At 73.7% G+C, this 18,672-nt stretch carries 17 protein-coding genes and 1 pseudogene; 9 read left to right on the top strand and 9 right to left on the bottom strand.

The window, feature by feature from the left end:
* Positions 1–934, top strand: a 934-nt coding sequence (locus G5C62_RS17480) for a PLP-dependent aminotransferase family protein (protein ID WP_164702023.1), incomplete at its 5' end; no start/stop codon positions are given.
* On the opposite strand, the gene G5C62_RS17475 is transcribed toward G5C62_RS17480, so the two are convergent.
* From G5C62_RS17475 to G5C62_RS17460, 4 genes are read right to left on the bottom strand one after another with little or no spacing between them, the layout of a single operon-like run.
* The gene (locus tag G5C62_RS17475; protein WP_036335426.1) at positions 910–1,563 is read right to left on the bottom strand and encodes a carbon monoxide dehydrogenase subunit G; all 654 of its coding nucleotides are present in this window, start codon (positions 1,561–1,563) and stop codon (positions 910–912) included. The genes G5C62_RS17480 and G5C62_RS17475 overlap by 25 nt on opposite strands.
* Positions 1,560–3,977, bottom strand: coding sequence for an aerobic carbon-monoxide dehydrogenase large subunit (gene cutA, locus G5C62_RS17470; RefSeq protein ID WP_164702022.1), 2,418 nt, complete (start codon positions 3,975–3,977; stop codon positions 1,560–1,562). The genes G5C62_RS17475 and cutA overlap by 4 nt, the downstream gene beginning before the upstream one ends.
* Positions 3,978–4,020: 43 nt before the next feature.
* Entirely contained in the window at positions 4,021–4,542 is a 522-nt protein-coding gene (locus G5C62_RS17465) for a (2Fe-2S)-binding protein (protein ID WP_036335424.1), read from the bottom strand.
* Positions 4,539–5,414 (bottom strand): xanthine dehydrogenase family protein subunit M, encoded by an 876-nt coding sequence (locus G5C62_RS17460; protein WP_164702021.1) that lies wholly within the window; start codon positions 5,412–5,414, stop codon positions 4,539–4,541. Before G5C62_RS17460 ends, G5C62_RS17465 begins: the two co-directional genes overlap by 4 nt.
* 165 nt (positions 5,415–5,579) lie before the next feature.
* Between G5C62_RS17460 and G5C62_RS17455 the strand changes: the two genes are divergently transcribed.
* From G5C62_RS17455 to G5C62_RS17435, 5 genes are all read left to right on the top strand, one after another.
* Positions 5,580–7,046: an FdrA family protein gene (locus G5C62_RS17455; protein WP_164702020.1), complete on the top strand. Its 1,467-nt coding sequence runs from the start codon at positions 5,580–5,582 to the stop codon at positions 7,044–7,046.
* Positions 7,043–8,455: a DUF1116 domain-containing protein gene (locus tag G5C62_RS17450; RefSeq protein ID WP_164702019.1), complete on the top strand. Its 1,413-nt coding sequence runs from the start codon at positions 7,043–7,045 to the stop codon at positions 8,453–8,455. The genes G5C62_RS17455 and G5C62_RS17450 overlap by 4 nt, the downstream gene beginning before the upstream one ends.
* Before the next feature lie 140 nt (positions 8,456–8,595).
* On the top strand, positions 8,596–8,862 hold the full coding sequence (locus G5C62_RS17445; protein ID WP_164702018.1) for a hypothetical protein: 267 nt from the start codon (positions 8,596–8,598) through the stop codon (positions 8,860–8,862).
* Positions 8,863–8,864: 2 nt separating this feature from the next.
* A complete protein-coding gene (locus G5C62_RS17440) occupies positions 8,865–9,554 on the top strand; it encodes a 1-acyl-sn-glycerol-3-phosphate acyltransferase (RefSeq protein ID WP_164702017.1) in 690 nt (229 codons plus the stop codon).
* A gap of 19 nt (positions 9,555–9,573) precedes the next feature.
* Positions 9,574–10,116, top strand: a complete 543-nt coding sequence (locus G5C62_RS17435; protein ID WP_164702016.1) for an RNA 2'-phosphotransferase — start codon at positions 9,574–9,576, stop codon at positions 10,114–10,116.
* A 16-nt stretch (positions 10,117–10,132) separates the two neighbouring features.
* Here G5C62_RS17435 and G5C62_RS17430 read toward each other — a convergent pair whose 3' ends face one another.
* A complete protein-coding gene (locus G5C62_RS17430) occupies positions 10,133–11,221 on the bottom strand; it encodes a PP2C family protein-serine/threonine phosphatase (protein ID WP_241175961.1) in 1,089 nt (362 codons plus the stop codon).
* 178 nt (positions 11,222–11,399) lie between these two features.
* On the opposite strand from G5C62_RS17430, the pseudogene G5C62_RS17425 reads away from it, so the two are divergent.
* A pseudogene (locus G5C62_RS17425) lies at positions 11,400–11,804 on the top strand (organic hydroperoxide resistance protein); the annotation flags it as partial.
* Positions 11,805–11,885: 81 nt separating this feature from the next.
* Here G5C62_RS17425 and G5C62_RS17420 read toward each other — a convergent pair.
* From G5C62_RS17420 to G5C62_RS17405, 4 genes are all read right to left on the bottom strand, one after another.
* Positions 11,886–12,989 (bottom strand): ring-opening amidohydrolase, encoded by a 1,104-nt coding sequence (locus G5C62_RS17420; protein ID WP_036335418.1) that lies wholly within the window; start codon positions 12,987–12,989, stop codon positions 11,886–11,888.
* A gap of 2 nt (positions 12,990–12,991) precedes the next feature.
* Positions 12,992–13,969, bottom strand: coding sequence for a carbamate kinase (locus tag G5C62_RS17415; protein WP_164702015.1), 978 nt, complete (start codon positions 13,967–13,969; stop codon positions 12,992–12,994).
* A 51-nt stretch (positions 13,970–14,020) separates the two neighbouring features.
* Positions 14,021–14,269, bottom strand: a complete 249-nt coding sequence (locus G5C62_RS17410) for a hypothetical protein (RefSeq protein WP_036335416.1) — start codon at positions 14,267–14,269, stop codon at positions 14,021–14,023.
* Between the two features lie 69 nt (positions 14,270–14,338).
* Complete coding sequence (locus tag G5C62_RS17405; RefSeq protein WP_036335415.1) at positions 14,339–15,166, bottom strand: PHP domain-containing protein; 828 nt, start codon at positions 15,164–15,166, stop codon at positions 14,339–14,341.
* Positions 15,167–15,246: 80 nt separating this feature from the next.
* Between G5C62_RS17405 and G5C62_RS17400 the strand changes: the two genes are divergently transcribed.
* Positions 15,247–17,487 (top strand): ATP-dependent DNA helicase RecQ, encoded by a 2,241-nt coding sequence (locus tag G5C62_RS17400; protein WP_164702014.1) that lies wholly within the window; start codon positions 15,247–15,249, stop codon positions 17,485–17,487.
* Between the two features lie 114 nt (positions 17,488–17,601).
* Positions 17,602–18,231 (top strand): alpha-ketoglutarate-dependent dioxygenase AlkB, encoded by a 630-nt coding sequence (locus G5C62_RS17395; RefSeq protein ID WP_164702013.1) that lies wholly within the window; start codon positions 17,602–17,604, stop codon positions 18,229–18,231.
* The last annotated feature ends 441 nt before the right edge of the window (positions 18,232–18,672 follow it).

The raw sequence follows: 18,672 nt of genomic DNA, 5'->3' as shown, positions 1-18,672 counted from the left end.
GGCCGGCTGGCTCGGCCGGACCCGAGGCCTTCAGGTCGCGCCGGAGCAGGTCCTGGTGGTGTCCGGGGTGGCGCAGGCGCTGGCGCTGCTGGCCCAGACGCTGCGGTCGCGGGGTGCGGACTCGGTCGGCGTGGAGGACCCGGGGTCGCGGGGTGCGCGGGAGGAGTTCGCCCACTGGGGGCTGCGGCCGGTCGGGGTGCCGGTGGACGACGACGGCCTGGTCGTCGCGGGGATGCCGGCCGTGCCGGCGGTGATGGTGACGCCGGCGCACCAGTTCCCGACCGGGGTGGTGCTGTCGCCGGGGCGGCGGCGGGAGCTGCTGGGCTGGGCGCGGGACGGCGGCGGGCTGGTGATCGAGGACGACTACGACGCCGAGCACCGGTACGACCGGGCGCCGGTGCCGGCGCTGCAGCCGTCGGCGCCGGAGCACGTGGCGCACACCGGGAGCACGTCCAAGACGCTGGCGCCGGGGATGCGGCTGGGCTGGCTGGTCGCGCCGTCGTCCCTGGACGCCGACCTGGTGGCGGCGAAGCACGCGAGCGACCTCGGCAGCCCGGCGCTCCCGCAGCTCGTGCTGGCGGAGCTGCTGCGGTCAGGCGAGCACGACCGGCACCTGCGGCTGGTGCGCGGGCGGCAGCGGGCCCGACGGGACGCGCTGGTGACGGCGCTGGCCCAGCACCTGCCGGGCGCGGTCGTCTCCGGGGTGGCGGCCGGACTGCACGTGCTGATCACGTTCCCCGGCTCGGACGCCGACGACGTCGAGCTGGCCAGTTCCGTCCGGAACGCTGGGGTCGTCGTGCACCCGCTGTCGTGGCACCGGATGACCCCCGGCGACCCCGGCCTCGTCCTCGGCTACGCCGCCAACGCCCCCGACCGCCTCCGCACCGCGATCGAGCGGCTGGCCGACGCTCAGCCCCGGCGGCCGAGGAGGTAGCCGACCCACACGCCGAGCAGCGTGAGCAGGCCGCCGCCGGCGGCGCCGACCAGCAGGGGCCGCGCCTCGGCGGGCACCCAGCCACCCGCAGCAGCCGGGGCCTTGGCGTAGGCGACCGGGGCGGGGGCCGCGTCGGCGGACGTTCCCGCGGGAACGTCCGCGGCGATCGGGATGACGTCGGCCACCACGTTCGGCTCCACCAGTTCCTTGTCCACTGCCGAGAAGAACTGCCCGGCCATCTTCTTCGCGACGCCGGTGATCATCCGCTGCCCCACACCCGCGACCGCGCCACCGACCACGGCGTCCGCCGAGTACGTCAGCTCCGTCCCGTCACCGGAGGGCGCCAGGTTGATCTGCACGGTGGCCCGCACCGATCCCGGCCCACCCGAGCCGGACGCGTGCATGACGTACGACTTCGGGAACGACAGGTCGGAGAGCCGCACCTCGCCCGCGTACTTCCCGCGGATCGCGCCCACGCCGGCCGAGACGACGATCGTGTAGCTGTCCTCGCCGACCTGCTGCAGCGACTCGCAGCCCGGGATGGTCCGCGCCAGCACCGCCGGGTCGGTGATCACCGCCCAGACCTGCTCCGGGGCCGCCGAGAGGACCGCACTGCCGTCGAGGTTCACGCCATCGCTCCAGAGTCGTGGGGGGAAGAGTTGGTCACGCGCTCGGCGTCCGAGCGCACCAGGTCGTACAGCTCGGTGGGGGAGATCGGCATCGCCGCGATCCGCCGTCCCACCGCGTCCTCGATCGCCGAGGCGATCGCCGCCGAGCCGGGGATGACGCCGGCCTCGCCGGCGCCCTTGATGCCCAGCTCGTTCAGCGGCGACGGCGTCGACTGGTGGTCGATGTCGACGTCGGGCACCTCGGAGGCGTACGGCATCAGGAAGTCCATGAACGAGGCGTTGGTCAGCTGGCCGTCGCGGTCGTAGGCCATCCGCTCGTACAGCGCCCCGCCCACGCCCTGCGCGACGCCGCCGTGCACCTGACCCTCGACGATCATCGGGTTGATGATCGTGCCGCAGTCGTGCACCACCGCGTACTGCTCGATCTGGATCTCCCAGGTCGCCGGGTCGATCTCCACGACCACGGCGTGCGCGCCGGAGGCGAAGGTCGAGCGCAACGGGGAGTAGTAGTCGGTGTGCTCCAGCCCCGGCGCGTCCCCGACCGCCACCGGCGGCTTGGAGTCGTCGCCCGGCCCGGAGAACTGGGTCGCCTGCCGCGCCGCCTCGTCGAAGGCGTAGCGCAGCGGGTTGGACAGGACGGCGACCGTGCGCAGCGGGATGGAGGCGCCCGGCGTCCCCTTCACCTGGACCAGGCCCTCGTCGATCTCCAGGTCGGCCGGATCGGCCTCCAGCACCTCGGCGGCGATCCGCAGCGCCTTCTCCTTCACCCCGCGAGCCGCCAGAGCGACGGCGTTGCCGCTCACCACCGCGGCCCGCGAGGCGAACGTGCCGACCGCGTACCCGAAGCGCCGGGTGTCGCCGGTGGTGACCACGACGTCCTCCATCGGAACGCCGAGCTCCGCGGCCGCCAGCTGGGCGAACACCGTCTCGTGCCCCTGGCCCTGCGAGGTCAGCCCGGTCGAGACCAGCACCTTGCCGCTGCCCAGGACCTGGACGTGGGCGCCCTCGTACGGCCCTGGCCCGGTGCCCTCGACGTAGGGCGCCATCCCGATGCCCAGCAGCTTCCCGCGCGCCTCGGCCGCGGCCCGCCGCTCGGCGAACCCGTCCCAGTCGACCAGCACCTTGAGCTTGGCCATCATCGCCGGGTAGTCGCCGGAGTCGTAGATCAGCGGCCGGCCGTCCTGGAACGTCAGGCCCCAGTCGTAGGGGAACTGGTCGGGCTGGATCAGGTTCCGCTCCCGGACCAGTGCACGGTCGATCCCGAGCGCCTGGGCGATCCGGTCCATCGTGCGTTCCATCGCGAACGTGCCCTGCGGCCGCCCGGCCCCGCGGTACGGCGTGACGATGACGGTGTTCGTGTAGACGCTGTTCACGCGGGCCCGGTAGACCGGGATGTCGTAGGGGCCGCACAGCTGGGTGGCCGTGTTGATCGGCACGATGATCCCGTAGGGCGTGTACGCGCCGTTGTCGTGCCAGACCAGGACGTCGAGGGCCGTGATCCGCCCGTCGTCGTCGTACCCGACGGTGATCTCCTGCCGCTGCTGACGCTCGTGGGCACTGGAGATGAAGTGCTCGCGCCGGTCCTCGGTCCACTTCACCTCGTGCCCGAGCCGCCGCGCGGCCATCGGCACGAGCAGCTCCTCCGGCCACGGGTGCACGATCTTCACGCCGAACCCACCGCCGACGTCCGGCGCGATGACCTCGACCTTCTCCATCGACAGCTCGAGCTTGGCCGCGATCGCCGCGCGCACCGACGTCGACGCCTGGGTGGAGGAGTAGACCCGCAGCGAGGAGTCGGCGTCGTCCCAGCGGGCGTGCACGCCCTTGCCCTCCATCGGCATGGAGGCGCTGCGCTCGAAGTACTGGGTGAAGGAGAGTGTGTGCTTGGAGGCGGCCAGCGCCGCCTCGACGTCGCCGGTCTCCTGGTGGTGCCGGGCGGCGATGTTGTCCGGGACGTCGTCGTGCACGGTGTGCTCGGCGGCCTCGGCCGCGTCGACGCCCACCACGACCGGCAGCTCCTCGTAGCTGACCTCGATCAGCCCGGCGGCGTCCTCGGCGATGTACCGGTCGGTGGCCACCACCATCACGATCGGCTCGCCCACGTGCTGGGCGACGTCCTTCACCAGCGGGTAGCCGGTGCGCGGGGCGGTGAGCTGCGGGTGCGGGATGAGCACCGGCAGCGGCTCGGCCAGCGGGCCGGTGAGGTCCTCGTAGGTGTAGATCGCCAGCAGGCCCTCGACGTCCATCGCCGCGCTGACGTCGATGTCGAGCACCCGGGCGTGGGCGTACGGGCTGCGGACGAAAGCGGCCGCGTAGGCGCCGGAGCCGATGTCGTCGAGGTAGCGCCCCTGGCCGATGATCAGCCGGGCGTCCTCGCGCCGGCGCACCGGCTCCCCGAAGAACTTGGTCGTCACCGGACCGTCCTCCCCACGACCACCAAAATGGCCATTTTGGTGGTCATCGGGCGGCCTCGTCGCGCATGGTGGCTGCTGCGTGCCGGCAGGCCTTCTTGATGTTGGCGTAGCCGGTGCAGCGGCACAGGTTGCCGCCGACCAGCTCCTCGACCTCCTCGTCGGTGATCTCCACCGACGGGTCGCGGGCGTCCAGGCCGGCGGCGATCGTGGTCAGGAAGCCCGGGGTGCAGAAGCCGCACTGCAGCGCGTGGCACTCCCGGAACGCCTCCTGGATCGGGTGCAGCACCTGCCCGCCCTGGTGGTCCGAGCGGGACAGCCCCTCGACGGTGGTGACCTCGCGGCCGTCGACCTGCACCGCGAGCACCAGGCACGAGCGGGTCGGCTGCCCGTCGACCAGCACCGTGCACGAACCGCAGACGCCGTGCTCGCACCCCACGTGCGTGCCGGTCAGCCCGAACTCGTGCCGCAGCGCGTCCGACAGCAGCCAGCGCACCGGCACGGTCGCTTCACGTGGAACACCGTTGACGACCACGGAGATCGCCCGCTCGGTACGAACCTCGGTCACGCGGTCCTCCTGGCTGCTTCGGCGCCGGCGTCGGCCAGCGTGCGGGCGGTGAGGGTCGCGACCAGCAGCCGCCGGTAGTCGGCGCTGGCGTGCAGGTCGCCGTCCGGGTCGACCAGGCCGCGGGCCAGCTCGCCCGCCGCCGTCCAGTCGGCGGTGTCGACCGGCTGCCCGACGACGGCGTCGGTCAGGTCGTGCACCTCGGGCACCAGCCCGACGGAGAGGTAGGCGGACCGGGCGGAGCTGACCCGCCGGTCGGCGTCGAGCGTGACGACGACGCCCGCCCCGCAGACCGCGTAGTCGCCCTTGCGTCGGGCGATCTCGGCGAACGCGGTGCCCGACCGCTCCGGCAGCGCCGGGAAGAAGGCGTCGAGGACGACGGCCGGCCCGTGCACCGAGGTCTCCAGCGGCCCCAGGAAGAAGTCGCCCCAACCGATCGTCTCGCGCCCCTCCGGCGTCGCGACCGTGACGGAACCGTCCGTCAGTGCCAGCACCGCGGTCATCTCGCCCGAGGGGTCGGCGTGCGCGATGGAGCCGACCGTCGTCCCGCGGTTGCGGATGGCCGGGTGGGCGACGTTGGCCGTGGCCCGGCCGAGCAGCGGCTGCACGCCGGCCGCCTCGGACGAGGCGAGCAGCTGGGCGTGCCGGACCAGCGCCCCGACCCGCACCCCGTCGGGGCCGGCGGAGATCTGGTCGAGGCCGGGCACCCGGTTGATGTCGACGAGGGTGGAGGGCGCGGCCAGTCGCATCGACAGCAGCGGCAGCAGTGACTGCCCGCCGGCGAGCACCTTCGCGCCCTCGCCCTCGCTGGTCAGGACGTCGAGCGCCTCGTCGACCGAGGTCGGGTCGGCATAGCCGAACGGAGCGGGCTTCACCGGGTGCGGGTCACCTCCGAGTGCGGGCCTACGGATCGGGGAAGGCGCAACTGTGTCACCGGATCCTTGGACACGGAAGTACCTCAGCGCTAAAACTTCGCCGCCTCGATCCGGCCGTAGAACTACCTCACCGCTGAGACACTTTCTCCGGTAGCGTCCCGCCAGGTGAGCGACAGTCCAGTTCGGCACGTCTCCCTGCGGAGCGGCGTCTACGCCGACTCCGTCCGGCTCATGCAGGTCAGTCGCGAGATCGGTGACCGCCCCGGCGTGCACACCGTCGTCGTCGCGATGGCCACGCCGCTGAACCTCGAGCTCGCCGCCGGCATGGGCCTGGCGCCCGACGGCGAGGCCAAGCCCGACCAGCTGCTGATCGCGCTGACCGCCGCCGACGACGCCGAGCTGGCCGCTGCGGTCGCCGCCGTGGACGCCGCGCTCACCGCCCGCGCCGACCGGGGCGAGGCGCAGACCATCCCGGCCCGCACGATCGGCGCCGGCCTGGACGGCGCGGACGACCCGGCGCTGGCGATCATCAGCGTGCCCGGGCCGTACGCGGTCGCCGAGGCCGCCGACGCCATCGCCGCCGGCCGGTCGGTGCTGATCTTCAGCGACGGGGTGCCGGTCGAGCACGAGGTCGCGCTCAAGCGGGCCGCGCACGACGCCGGTGTGCTGGTGATGGGCCCCGACTGCGGGACGGCGATCGTCTCCGGCCTCGCCCTCGGCTTCGCCAACGTCGTCCGCCGTGGCCCGGTCGGCCTGGTCGCGGCCTCGGGCACCGGCGCCCAGCAGGTCAGCTGCCTGCTCGACGCGGCCGGGGTCGGCGTCTCGCACGTGCTCGGCGTCGGCGGCCGCGACCTCTCCGAGGCCGTCGGCGGGCTGGCGACCTTGGACGCCCTGGCCGCGCTGGACGCCGACCCGGCCACCGAGCGGGTCCTGCTGGTCTCCAAGCCCCCGGCGCCCTCGGTCGCCGCCCGGGTCGCCGAAGCGGCACAGGGGTTGTCGGTCCCGGTCCGCTCCGCCGCGCTCAGCCCGGAGCAGCCCGACCTCACCGCCGCGGTCGAGGCGCTGCTCGGTGACCTGGGCGTCGCCGTCCCCGAGTGGCCCTCCCGGCCCGGGACCGCGGACGCGGTGCCGGACGGCGCCGTCCTCAAGGGCTTCTACTCCGGCGGCACCCTCGCCGACGAGACGATGCTGATCGCCGCCCCGACCCTGGGCGACATCCGGTCCAACACCCCGCTGCGCCCCGAACTCGACCTCGGCACCGACCTGGCCGCCCGCGGCCACGTGGTCGTCGACTTCGGCGACGACGCGCTCACCGTCGGCCGGGCGCACCCGATGATCGACCCGACGCTGCGGCTGGAGGCGATCGCCGGCCTCGCCGCCGGCGGGGAGCCCGCCGTCCTGTTGCTCGACGTCGTCCTCGGCCACGGGGCCGACCCCGACCCGGCCGCGACCCTGGTCCCCGCCCTGCAGTCGGCCGGCCTGCCCACCGTGGTGGCGCTGGTCGGCACGGAGGGCGACCCGCAGGGCTGGTCGCGGCAGGCCGACGCCCTCGCCGAGGCCGGCGCCGCGGTCTTCGCCTCCAATGCGGCCGCTGTCCGCTACGCACTCGCGCTGTTGGGAGACCAGGCATGACCGAGCCCCTCGGCGGACTGCTGTCCGCCCCGCCGTCCATCGTCGCCGCCGGCGTCGAGGTGTTCTCCACCGCGCTCCGGCAGCAGGGCGCGAGCGTCACCGACGTCGACTGGCGTCCGCCGGGCTTCGGCAGCCCCGACGACCTCACCCAGCTCGCGCTCGACCCGCGCCGCGCGGCCGCCAACCGGGTCGCCGTCGAGCGGGTGCTGGCCGCGGGCTCGCTGCTCGTCGACGTCCGGCCCGCCCGTGAGGTGCTCGACCTGCCCGACCGGATGCTCCTGCACTCCGGGCCGCCGCTCACCTGGGAGACCGCCTCCGGCCCGATGCGCGGTGCGCTCATCGGCGCCTGCGTCTTCGAGGGCTGGGCCACCGACGTCGCCGACGCCGAGCGCATCCTGGCCGCCGGCGAGATCGCCCTGGACCCCTGCCACCACCACCGCACGGTCGGCCCGATGGCCGGGGTGACCAGCCCGTCGATGTGGATGTGGTGCCTGGAGGACCCGGCCAACGGCGGGCAGGCCTGGTGCAACCTCAACGAGGGCCTGGGCAAGGTCCTGCGGATGGGTGCCTACAACGACGAGGTGCTCACCCGGCTGGCCTGGATGCGCGACGTGCTCGGCCCGGTGCTCCAGCGCGCCGTCCGCAGCCGCCCCGAGCCGCTGGACGTCAAGGCGATCCTCGCCCAGATGCTGCAGATGGGCGACGAGGGGCACAACCGCAACCGCGCCGGCTCGCTGATGGCGCTGCGCGAGCTGTCGCCGTCCATCGTCGGCGTCGACGCGCCGGCCCAGGACATCGCCGACGTGCTGCGCTTCATCGGCGGCAACGAGCACTTCTACCTGAACCTCGGCATGCCCACGGCGAAGCTCGCGATGGACGCCGCCCGCGACGTCCCCGGGTCGTCGATGGTCACCGTGCTGTCCCGCAACGGCACCGAGTTCGGCATCCAGACCGCCGGCACCGGCGACCGCTGGTTCACCGCCCCGGCCAACACCCCGGTGGGGCTCTACCTCGGCGACTACGGCCCCGAGGACGCCAACCCCGACATCGGCGACTCCGCGATCATGGAGGCCTACGGCGTCGGCGGCTTCTCCATGGCCGCGGCGCCGGCGATCGTCCGGTTCGTCGGCGGCACCGTGCCCGACGCCCTGGCGACCACCGAGCGGATGTACCAGCTCACCCTGGCGGAGAACCCGGCGATGCAGATCCCGATCATGGGCTTCCGCGGCTCCCCGACCGGGATCGACGTCCTCCAGGTCGCCCGCACCGGCTGGTTGCCGCAGATCAACACCGGCATGGCCGGCCGGGTCGCCGGCACCGGTCAGGTCGGTGCCGGGCTCGTGCAGCCGCCGCAGGCCTGCTTCGAGCAGGCGCTGGCGGCGCTGGCCGAGGAGTCCCGCGCGGCCTGACGGGCCTGGACCTCGGTCCCCTGTGCTGCCGACGGCGCCGCGCCCTGGCCGCCGGAGGACGGTGCTCGTTACCTCCCCGGGTCAGCGGGTAGTCGCCGACGACGGTCGGTACCGGCCGCGACGCCGACGGAGGGTGGGCCATGGCCAGCTGCGAGGTCTGCGGGAACGACTACCGGCTCAGCTTCGAGGTGCACGCCGCCGGGGCGGTGCACACCTTCGACAGCTTCGAGTGCGCGATCCACGCGCTCGCCCCGGTGTGCGAGCACTGCGGGGTGAAGGTGGTCGGGCACGGCGTCGAGGCCGACGGCGTCTTCTTCTGCTGCGCGTCCTGCGCCCGGACGCACGGGCGGCTGGGGAGTGCCGCGCAGTTGGTCGACCATGCCGGCCGGGCCCCGGACGAGCGTTGACCGTGGACGCCTACCCGATCGTGCGCGGCCTCGTGCGGCCGCTGATCTGGGGCCTGTTCCGACCGCAGGCCGAGGGGGCGGAGCACCTCCCGGCGACCGGGCCGGTGATCCTGGCCGGCAACCACCCCTCCACCCTCGACCAGTTCTTCCCCCCGGTGCTCACCCGCCGCCGGGTGACCTACCTGGCCAAGAGCGAGTACTTCACCCGCCCGGGGCTGCTGGGCCGGGGGATGCGCCTGCTCCTGGAGAGCATCGGCATGGTCCCGCTGGACCGTGGCGGGGCGACGGCCGCCGAGGCCGCGCTGCGGCGTGGTCGGGAGGTGCTCGCCGATGGCGGGGTGCTCGGCATCTACCCCGAGGGCACCCGGTCACCCGACGGCCGGCTGCACCGCGGCAAGACCGGGGTGGCACGGCTGGCGCTGACCACCGGGGCCCCGGTCGTGCCGATCGCCGTGATCGGCAGCCGCGCCCTGATGCCCCCGGGTGCCCGGCTGCCCCGCCCCGGCCGGGTGGTCGTCCGGATCGGTGAACCGTTGGACTTCTCCGACCATCCGGGGCCGGCGGACGACGGAGCGGCGCTGCGCAGCGTGACCGACGAGGTCATGGCCGAGCTGCAGCGGTTGTCCAGGGCCGAGTACGTCGACCGCTACGCCGCCGAGGTCAAGGCCGCAGGTCGCGGACGCGCGGCCTGATCCACGGAACTCGGCGGGCATGGGCAGCAGACGGGCCGGCGCCGACGTCGTCCGGCTGAGCCGGCGGCTGTCCCACGTGCTGCGGCACGCTCCGGACAGCGCAGGGCTCACCCTGGATGACGCCGGCTGGGTCGGCGTCGACGACCTGCTGGCCGCGCTGCAGCTGACCCGGTCGCAGCTGGATGACGTGGTCGGGCGCAACGACAAGCGGCGGTTCGCCTTCGATGACTCGGGCACCCGGATCCGCGCCAGCCAGGGCCACAGCGTGCCCGTTGCGCTCGGCTACGGGCCCGCCGTCCCACCGGACGACCTCTTCCACGGCACGGTCGAGCGCTTCCTCGCCGCGATCCTGGCCGAGGGGCTGCGGCCCGGGAGCAGGCACGCGGTGCACCTGAGCCCGAATGCCGAGACGGCCCGCCGGGTCGGCGCACGCCGGGGGCGGCCCGTCGTCCTGCGGGTGGACGCGGCCGCGATGGTGCAGGACGGGGCCACCTTCACCCGGTCGGCCAACGGGGTGTGGCTGGTCGACGCGGTGCCGCCGCACCGGCTGAGCCGGGCGTGACCGGTCGGGGCTCGGCTCAGTCGGGGAGACGAACGGCGAGCAGGGCCACGTCGTCGTCGACCCGCCCACCGAGCTCGCCCAGCAGGCCGTCGCAGAGCCGGTCGAGGGGTTCGCGGCCGGTCCGGGTCAGCTCGTCGACCAGCCAGGCCAACCCGTCGTCGAGCGGTGCGCCCCGCCGCTCGACGAGTCCGTCGGTGTAGAAGAGCAGCGTGTCGCCCGGGCACAGCCGCAGGGTGTGGTCGGTCCGCCGGGCGCCGGGTGCGATGCCGAGCAGGCTCTCCGGGGGGCGGTCGAGCAGCGTGACCCCGCCGTCGGCCTGCGCCAGCACCGGCGGCGGGTGGCCGGCGTTGGACCACTGGAGCAGCCGCGTGCCGTCGACGGCATCGGACCGCGCGTCGATCCGGGCCACCAGCACCGTGACCAGGGTGTGGAGCTGCAGCGCGGCGAGCACCTCGTCCAGGGTCCGCAGCACCTCCGCCGGGGAGCCCGTCGAACGCTGGGCGATCGCCTGGAGCATCGCCCGGGTCTGGGCCATGCTCGCGGCCACCGGGGCGTCGTGCCCGGCGACGTCCCCGATGACCAGCATGGTGCTCCCGTCGGGGAGGGCGAAGGCGTCGTACCAGTCGCCTCCCACCTGGGTGTGCTGGCTGGCCGGCAGGTAGCGCACGGCCGACTCCAGGCCGGCCACCTGCGGCGGCGGGCCGAGGAGGTTCAGTTGCAGCGCCTCGGCCATCTGGAGCGTGGCCTCGGTGGTGGCCGCCTGGGCGCTCAGCCGGGCCAGCTGGGCCTCGCGGCGCTGCCGGAGCGTGCAGGCGCCCACGGCCAGGACGCCGCCGACCGCCACCGCCAGCAACCGGACGGCCTGGGGGACCAGCGTGCGCGCGGTGTACTGCTCGTCGTAGACGCCCAGCAGCGCTGCCAGGACGAGTGCGAGGACGGCGTAGCCGACCGTCGCCCGCCGGCCCAGCGTCGTCGCCGCGAGCAGCGGGGCCATGACGACCAGGCCCAGGATGACCTGGTCCGGCCCACTGAGGACGTCGATCACCGTGACGACGGCCAGCACCGCGGCGGGCAGCGCCCGTTGCAGGCGTTGCGACCTCGTCACCGCAGCAGCTCCTCGTCCGGTCCGGCCTCCCCCGGGTCGGCGCAGTGATCAAGGTAGCCAACCCACTGGTCAGCTTCGTGCACCCCGGGGTGTGAGCGGGATCGGCGTCGCGCCGATGCGTGCGGCCGACACGGCGGGTAAACAAAGGTGTCGTACCCAACCATCTGGAGGCCCGCTCATGTCCAGCGTCTACACCGCCACCGCCACCGCCACCGGGGACGGCCGCAACGGCCACACCCGCTCCTCCGACGGTCTGATCGACCTGGACCTCGCCACCCCGAAGGAGATGGGTGGCGAGGGCGGGGCCACCAACCCGGAGCAGCTGTTCGCCGCCGGCTACGCCGCCTGCTTCCTGTCCGCGGTGAAGATGGTGGCCCGCAAGCAGAAGGCACCGATCAGCGACGCCGGCGTCACCGCCGAGGTCGGCATCGGCCCGAACGACGCCGGTGGCTTCGGTCTCGAGGTCGCGCTGCACGTCGAGCTCGGCGGCGTCGACCAGGCGACCGCGGAGCAGCTGGTCGAGGCCGCCCACCAGGTCTGCCCCTACTCCAACGCCACCCGCGGCAACGTCCCGGTCACCCTCGAGACCACCGTCGCCTGGCGGCGGACGCCGGCCGGGGCCCGCCGCCCCGCACGAGCGCGGAGCGGCGAGCCCGTGGACGGGTCAGGCCTTGACGATGGCGGCGACCGGGCCGCCGCCGGACGGGCCCTGGTGCACCGCGGCCACCGACACGAACACCGCCGGGTCGCCGGTCACCGACGCGGCGACGCCGCCGACGGTGGCCTTGATCTGCCGGTGCCAGAAGACGTCGGAGTCGTCGAGCATCGCGTTGCGCCGGCCGCGGACGTAGCCGGTCGGGTCGGCCTCGCACTTGAGGAAGACGTTGACCAGGTTGCCGTCCAGGTCGGAGGTGTGCGGGCGCTCCGGCAGCTCGAGGCCGGCGTCCCGGATGGCGTTCCAGATGCCGTCCTGGTCGAGGGCGTCGGTCATCACCGAGTGGCCGATCCGGTAGTCGCCGCCGTGCCCGCGGGCGTTGCCGACGACGATGATCTGCGCCCGGTCCAGCTCGACGCCCGAGGAGCAGGAGGCGACCGCGCTGAACAGGTCGAAGTCGCGCATGACCTGCTTCTGCTCCGGCATCTCGATCTCGCCCAGCGCCAGCGCGATGCCCAGCGCCGTCGTCCCGTTGGAGAGGTCCATCGAGCCGTGCGGCTCGTCGTAGTACGTCTCCTGCCCGCGGGACTTGGCCTCGCGGATCGTCTCGATGGTCAGCAGCGGCGTCTTGGTCTGCACGTAGTGGACGTCGGCCGGGTCGGTGATGCCCGCCTCGGCCATGGCCCGGCGCACGCCCTCGGCGACCTTCTCCACCATGGTGAGCCGGCCGATGTCCTCGGGCAGCAGCACCTCGCTCATGGCGAACCCGACGGTCAGCCGCGGCTCGTCGGTCTTCTCCACCGAGTCCTCGGGCAGCGTGGCGAAGATGGTGGCGTGCGGGCTGATCACGCCGTCCGTGCCGCCGGACCACACGATCGGGATCTCCCCGACCTCCTCCTTGCTCCGTGAGCCCTTCTCCATCAGCACCTCGCGGAAGGCGCGGTCGGCGATGATCCGGGTGTAGTCGTTGACGCCGCCGTTGCCCTCGGTCTTGCCGATGACGGCGATGACCCGGTCGGCCTCCATGACGCCGTCGTCGATGAGCTTGGCGAGCTCGGAGGCGTCGCTGACGTTGTGCAGCGGGACCTTGCGGACCTCGATCGGTGCGGGCATGGCTACTCCTTCTGTGCGGTGAGGACGGTGCCGACGTCGTCACGGGCGACGGCGTCGGAGATGGAGGTCAGTGAGGTGATGACGGCGCGCGCGCCCCGGCGGCCGGTCTCGGGGTCGGCGACGAACCGGAGTGCGGCCTCGACCTTGGGGCCCATGCTGCCGCGGGCGAACTGGCCGGCGTCGGCGTGGGCACGCATCTCGGCGACGGTGACCCGGGTGAGCGGCCGGGCCGAGGGGGTGCCGAAGTCGACCATCACGTGCGGGACGTCGGTGGCGATGACCAGCGTGTCCGCGCCCAGTTCCCGGGCGAGCAGGGCGGCGGTGAGGTCCTTGTCGATGACGGCCTCCACGCCGATCAGCGCATCGCCGTCCGCGGCGCCCGGGACCACGGGCACGCCGCCTCCGCCGGCGCAGACGACCACGAACCCGGCGCCGCTGAGCGCCGAGATGGCCGGGACGTCAACCACCGACAACGGCTCGGGCGAGGCGACCACCCGCCGCCAGCCGCGCTCGCCGCGGTCCTCCCAGTTCTGCCCGAGGTCGATGAAGCGCTGGGCCTCGTCGCGGGGCAGGTGTCGGCCGACCGGCTTGGACGGCGTCGCGAAGCCCGGGTCGGCGGGGTCGACCAGGGTGCGGGTGACCAGGGCCGCGGTGCGTTGCGGCGAGCCGAGGGCGGCCAGTGCGGCGTCCAGCTCGTCGGCGAAGGTGAAGCCGATGGTCGCCTGGGTCTGGGCGACGTTCCAGTCCAGCGGGACCGGTGGCACCACGTGCGCGGCCAGCTCGTTCTTGACCAGCAGGTTGCCGACCTGGGGGCCGTTGCCGTGGGTGAGCACCACCTCGGCCCCGGTGGCGACGACGGCGGCCACGTGCCGGGCTGCCACCGCGATGGCGTCTCGCTGAGCGCGTGGGGTGGCGGAGCCGTCGGCACCGGTCATCGCGTTGCCGCCCAGGGCGATGACGACACGACGGGGGAGGGCCATTGCGTGACCCTAGCGGTGAAGTGCCTTAGCGGTGAAGTACCTCCGCGAGAATCAGGCGGCGGCCGCGCTCCCGGGCCGGAGGACGACGGCCGGCCGCTCGGCCGTGCGGAGCACCCGGACGGGGTCGGCAGGCTGTTCCCAGCTCTCGGCCAGCGCGGCGATCGCCGCGAGGGCCTCTTCGTGCAGCCGGGCGATGGCGGCCAGGCCGGCGGTGGTCGCCTCCTGGACGACGGTCTGCGGGCCGAAGGGGACGGCGTCGTCCGCGTCGGTCGGGTCCTCGAGGGCAGCCGGAGTGGTCACCCTCCCCTCATCGGCAGTCCACCACCGGATCGGGACCCACCGTTCTCGGATCGTCGTCCCCGAGCTGGTTCAGCGGCGCCAGAAGTCGAAGCGGTCCCGGCCGGGGCGGAAGCCGGCCTGCTCGACGACGTCGACCGCCAGGTCGAACCGCTGCCCGACCAGGTGCGGCTGGTGGCCGTCGCTGCCGAAGCTGACGGCGTCGCCGCCCTCCTCGCGGTACCAGCGGAGCAGCCCGACCGACCACAGCGGGCTGGTGGTGTTCACCTCGAGGGCCCGGCCGCTGCCGGCCAGCGCCCGGAAGACCGCCCGGTACTCCTCCTCGAACACGGCTTCCGGGTACTGCTCCCGGCCGCCGGGCCAGTAGCGCCGGGGGTAGTCGCAGTGGGCCAGCACCTGGAAGACGTCGCTGCTCTCGATCATCGCCACCATCTCGGTGAGGTAGCGGCGCATCGTGGCGACGACGTCGACGCCCGGGGCGTGCAGCAGCCGGTTGACGCCCATCAGCCGGCCGTCGACCGGCAGCGAGTGCAGGGAGCCGAGCACCCGGTCGACCGGGGAGGCGCCCAGGTGCGCGGCGACGCTGGCCCCGAACAGGTGCGGCTCGCCCGCCTCGACGCCGGACCAGACCCGCAGCGTCGGGAACCGCTGGCGGGCCTCCCAGATCGTCTCGGCGTAGAGGTCGACGTCGATCGGCAGCTGGTTGGCGGGGTGGCGGTCGGTCAGCCCCTGCGCGGTGGCGCGGTCGGCGGCGTCCCAGACGGTGAAGTCCAGGTGCTCGGTGAAGGCGATGGCCGGGAGGCCGATCTCCACGGCGCGCTCGCAGGCGCGCAGGAGCGAGGCTCGTGGGCCGGTGTCCCACGAGAACTCGGAGTGCACGTGGTTGTCCGGGGGCAGCATCGAGGTCCATCCAACCGGTCGTCCACAACCACCGCACGCCCAGGTGCCCGTTGTCGGTGCCGCCGCCTACGGTCGGGGGCATGAGCACCGCTGTCGAGACCGATCTGGCCGATGAGGCGCTCGGCGTCCTGCGCGAGCTCACCGGCCGAGCCGACGCCGTCTTCCGCGAGGGGCAGGACGCCGCCGTCACCGCGCTCGTCGAACGGCACCAGCGTGCCCTGGTCGTGCAGCGCACCGGCTGGGGGAAGTCCGCGGTCTACTTCGTCTCCACCGCCCTGCTGCGCCGCCGCGGTGCCGGCCCCACGCTGCTGGTCAGCCCGTTGCTCGCGCTGATGCGCGACCAGGTGGCCGCGGCCGCCCGCGCGGGCATCAAGGCCGTGGAGATCTCCAGCTCCAACGTGACCGAGTGGGACGACATCAACGCCCGGCTCGCCGCCGACGACGTCGACGTCCTGCTGGTGTCCCCGGAGCGGCTGACCAACCCGCGTTTCCGGGACGAGCAGCTGCCCAGCCTGGTCGAGCGCTGCGGGCTCCTCGTGGTCGACGAGGCGCACTGCGTCTCCGACTGGGGGCACGACTTCCGCCCCGACTACCGCCGCATCCGCGACCTGCTCGGTCAGCTGCCCGCCGGCACCCCGGTGCTCGCGACGACCGCCACGGCCAACGAGCGGGTGGTCGCCGACGTCGCCGAGCAGCTCGGCGCCGGCGGGGTCGAGGTCACCACGGTCCGGGGCCCGCTGGCCCGCGACTCGCTGCGGCTGGGCGTCCTGCGGCTGGACACCGACCGCGCCCGGCTGGCCTGGCTGTCGGCGCACATCGGCGACCTGCCGGGCAGCGGCATCGTCTACACGCTCACCGTCGCCGCGGCCGAGGAGACGGCGGCGCTGCTGCGCGACGCCGGTCACGAGGTCCGCGCCTACACCGGGCGACTCGACGACGCCGACCGCAAGGACGCCGAGGAGGCGCTGCGGGAGAACCGGGTGAAGGCCCTGGTCGCCACGTCGGCGCTCGGGATGGGCTTCGACAAGCCCGACCTGGGCTTCGTCGTCCACCTGGGCGCACCGTCGTCCCCGGTGAGCTACTACCAGCAGGTGGGTCGTGCCGGCCGCGCCGTGGCCAACGCCGACGTACTGCTGCTGCCCGGCCCCGAGGACATCGCGATCTGGCAGTGGTTCGCCACCTCCTCCATGCCCCGGGAGGACCACGCCGCCGCCGTCCTCACCGCGATGGCCGACGGCAAGGCGTGGTCGGTCGCGCGCCTGGAGACGGTGGCCGACGTGCGCCGCTCCCGGCTCGAACTGCTGCTCAAGGTGCTCGCCGTCGACGGAGCGGTGGAGCGGGTGCAGGGCGGCTGGCGTTCCACCGGCGTCCCCTGGGTCTACGACGCCGACCGGTACTCGCGGGTCACCGCGACCCGGGAGGCCGAGCAGCGGTCGATGCTCACCTACGCCCGACCCGTGGACACCGCCGAGTGCCGGATGGCCTTCCTCCAGACGGCGCTCGACGACCCGACCGCCGCCCCCTGCGGGCGTTGTGACGTCTGCGCCGGCCCCTGGTACCCCACCGACGTGCCGGCGGGAGCAGCCGAGGCGGCCTCCGCGCGGCTGGACCGTCCTGGCGTGGAGCTCGCGCCGCGGGCCCAGTGGCCCACCGGCGCCGACCGGCTGGGCGTCGAGGTGAAGGGCAAGATCGCGGCCGGCGAGCAGATCGCCACCGGTCGCGCCGTGGCCCGGCTGACCGACCTGGGCTGGGGTCAGCGCCTGCGCACCCTCCTGGGGGACGACGGCGTCGGTGGCGTGGCGAGCCTGGCGGAGGACATCGAGGCGCCCTCGATCGAGGAGGACCCGGACGCCGCCTACGACGTGAGCCACCGGGTCATGCGGCCCGGCCTGCCCAACGACGCACCGCCGGACGAGGAGCTGCTCAAGGCCTGCGCGCGGGTGCTGGGCGCCTGGGACTGGTCGCAGCGACCAGCCGGCGTGGTCGCGATGCCGTCCCGGCGGCGGCCGGCGCTGGTGACGGGCGTGGCGCAGGGGCTGGCACAGCTCGGGCGCCTGCCCTACCTGGGGGCTCTCGACCTGGCGCACGGCGGCCCGACCGGCGGGCCGGGCGGCAACAGCGCCTTCCGGCTGGCGGGCGTCTGGCAGCGCATCGTGGTCGGGCCGGAGCTCCGCGACCGGTTGGCCGAGCTCGGTGACGCCCCGGTGCTCCTCGTCGACGACCTGGCCGACTCGCGCTGGACCATGACCGTCGCCGGGCGGGAGCTGCGGCTGGCGGGTGCCGGTGCGGTGCTGCCGTTCGTGCTCGCACTCAGCGCCTGAAGAAGGGCCTCCCTGCCCCACCACTCGCGACCTCGTGGCGGGACCTGCAGGGAGGCCGAGAGCTTGTCCACAGGGTTTCGAACACCTGTGCGAAACCAGGGGTAGCCTCCCTGCATGTCGCTCGCGCACCAGCCGTCCATCTGGGACGTCGCCGACGAGGCCGCGCTGACCCCCCTTGCAGAGCGGATCTCCCGGCACCAGCTGACCCGCGGCGCCTGGGTCGACCACCTCCCCGGCTGGATCGAGGGCTCCGGCAGCGTGCTCGACGTCCTGCTGGGTGACATCGGCTGGCGGGAGGACCGCCGGCAGATGTACGACCGCGACGTGGCCGTCCCCCGCCTGCTGCGCTGGTACGGGGGAGACGAGGTGCTGCCGCACCCCGTGCTCACGGAGGCCCGCACCGCCCTCGACGACCACTACCGGCCAGAGCTGGGGGAGCCGTTCGTGACGGCCGGCATGTGCCTGTACCGCGACGGCCGGGACAGCGTCGCCTGGCACGGCGACCGCATCGGGCGCAGCCGCACCGAGGACACGATGGTCGCCATCGTCTCGTTCGGTTCGCCCCGGCCGCTCCTCCTCCGGCCGGTGGGCGGCGGCGACAGCCAGCGCTTCAACCTCGGCCACGGTGACCTGGTCGTGATGGGCGGCTCCTGCCAGCGCACCTGGGAGCACTGCATCCCGAAGACGACCAGGACGGTCGGCCCACGCGTCAGCGTCCAGTTCCGCCCCCGCGGCGTGGCCTGAGGCGCGTTCTCCCTGCTCAGCAGCGCACGAGGACCATTCGAGGGGGGTCCCCGGGGACCCCCCTGCAGAACCCCTCCGAGGGCGTGTATCGTTCTCCATGCACCAAGCGAGAACGGACCGGGCCGCAAGGCCTGGGAAACCGCCGGAAGAACCCCCGAGGTTCAACTGCTGCGGAACTTGGTGTAGAGTGGAAATCACCGCCACGAAGAACGGCCAAAAAAATTGGTCGGGGAACGTGCGCGTCCGTTCCTTGAGAACTCAACAGCGTGCCGAAAGTCAGTGCCAAATATCAATACCCCCATTCGGCGTCCTTCGGGTGTCGTTGGGATTCCTTTGGTTGATTGAACGAGAGTGCCAACTCTTGGTCTCAGCTGCGATCAAATCATCTACGGAGAGTTTGATCCTGGCTCAGGACGAACGCTGGCGGCGTGCTTAACACAT

The organism is Modestobacter sp. KNN46-3 (assembly GCF_011039295.1).
Note: the sequence above shows the minus strand (reverse complement) of the source record. Positions and strands in the feature narration are given on the sequence as shown.

Excerpts from the sequence above, each read along its gene's own strand:
- G5C62_RS17450 (WP_164702019.1), top strand. The coding sequence starts at position 7,043 with ATGACCGAGCCCCTCGGCGGACTGCTGTCCGCCCCGCCGTCCATCGTC.
- G5C62_RS17445 (WP_164702018.1), top strand. The coding sequence starts at position 8,596 with ATGGCCAGCTGCGAGGTCTGCGGGAACGACTACCGGCTCAGCTTCGAG.
- G5C62_RS17435 (WP_164702016.1), top strand. The coding sequence starts at position 9,574 with ATGGGCAGCAGACGGGCCGGCGCCGACGTCGTCCGGCTGAGCCGGCGG.
- G5C62_RS17420 (WP_036335418.1), bottom strand. The coding sequence starts at position 12,989 with ATGCCCGCACCGATCGAGGTCCGCAAGGTCCCGCTGCACAACGTCAGC.
- G5C62_RS17415 (WP_164702015.1), bottom strand. The coding sequence starts at position 13,969 with ATGGCCCTCCCCCGTCGTGTCGTCATCGCCCTGGGCGGCAACGCGATG.
- G5C62_RS17405 (WP_036335415.1), bottom strand. The coding sequence starts at position 15,166 with ATGCTGCCCCCGGACAACCACGTGCACTCCGAGTTCTCGTGGGACACC.
- G5C62_RS17400 (WP_164702014.1), top strand. The coding sequence starts at position 15,247 with ATGAGCACCGCTGTCGAGACCGATCTGGCCGATGAGGCGCTCGGCGTC.
- G5C62_RS17395 (WP_164702013.1), top strand. The coding sequence starts at position 17,602 with ATGTCGCTCGCGCACCAGCCGTCCATCTGGGACGTCGCCGACGAGGCC.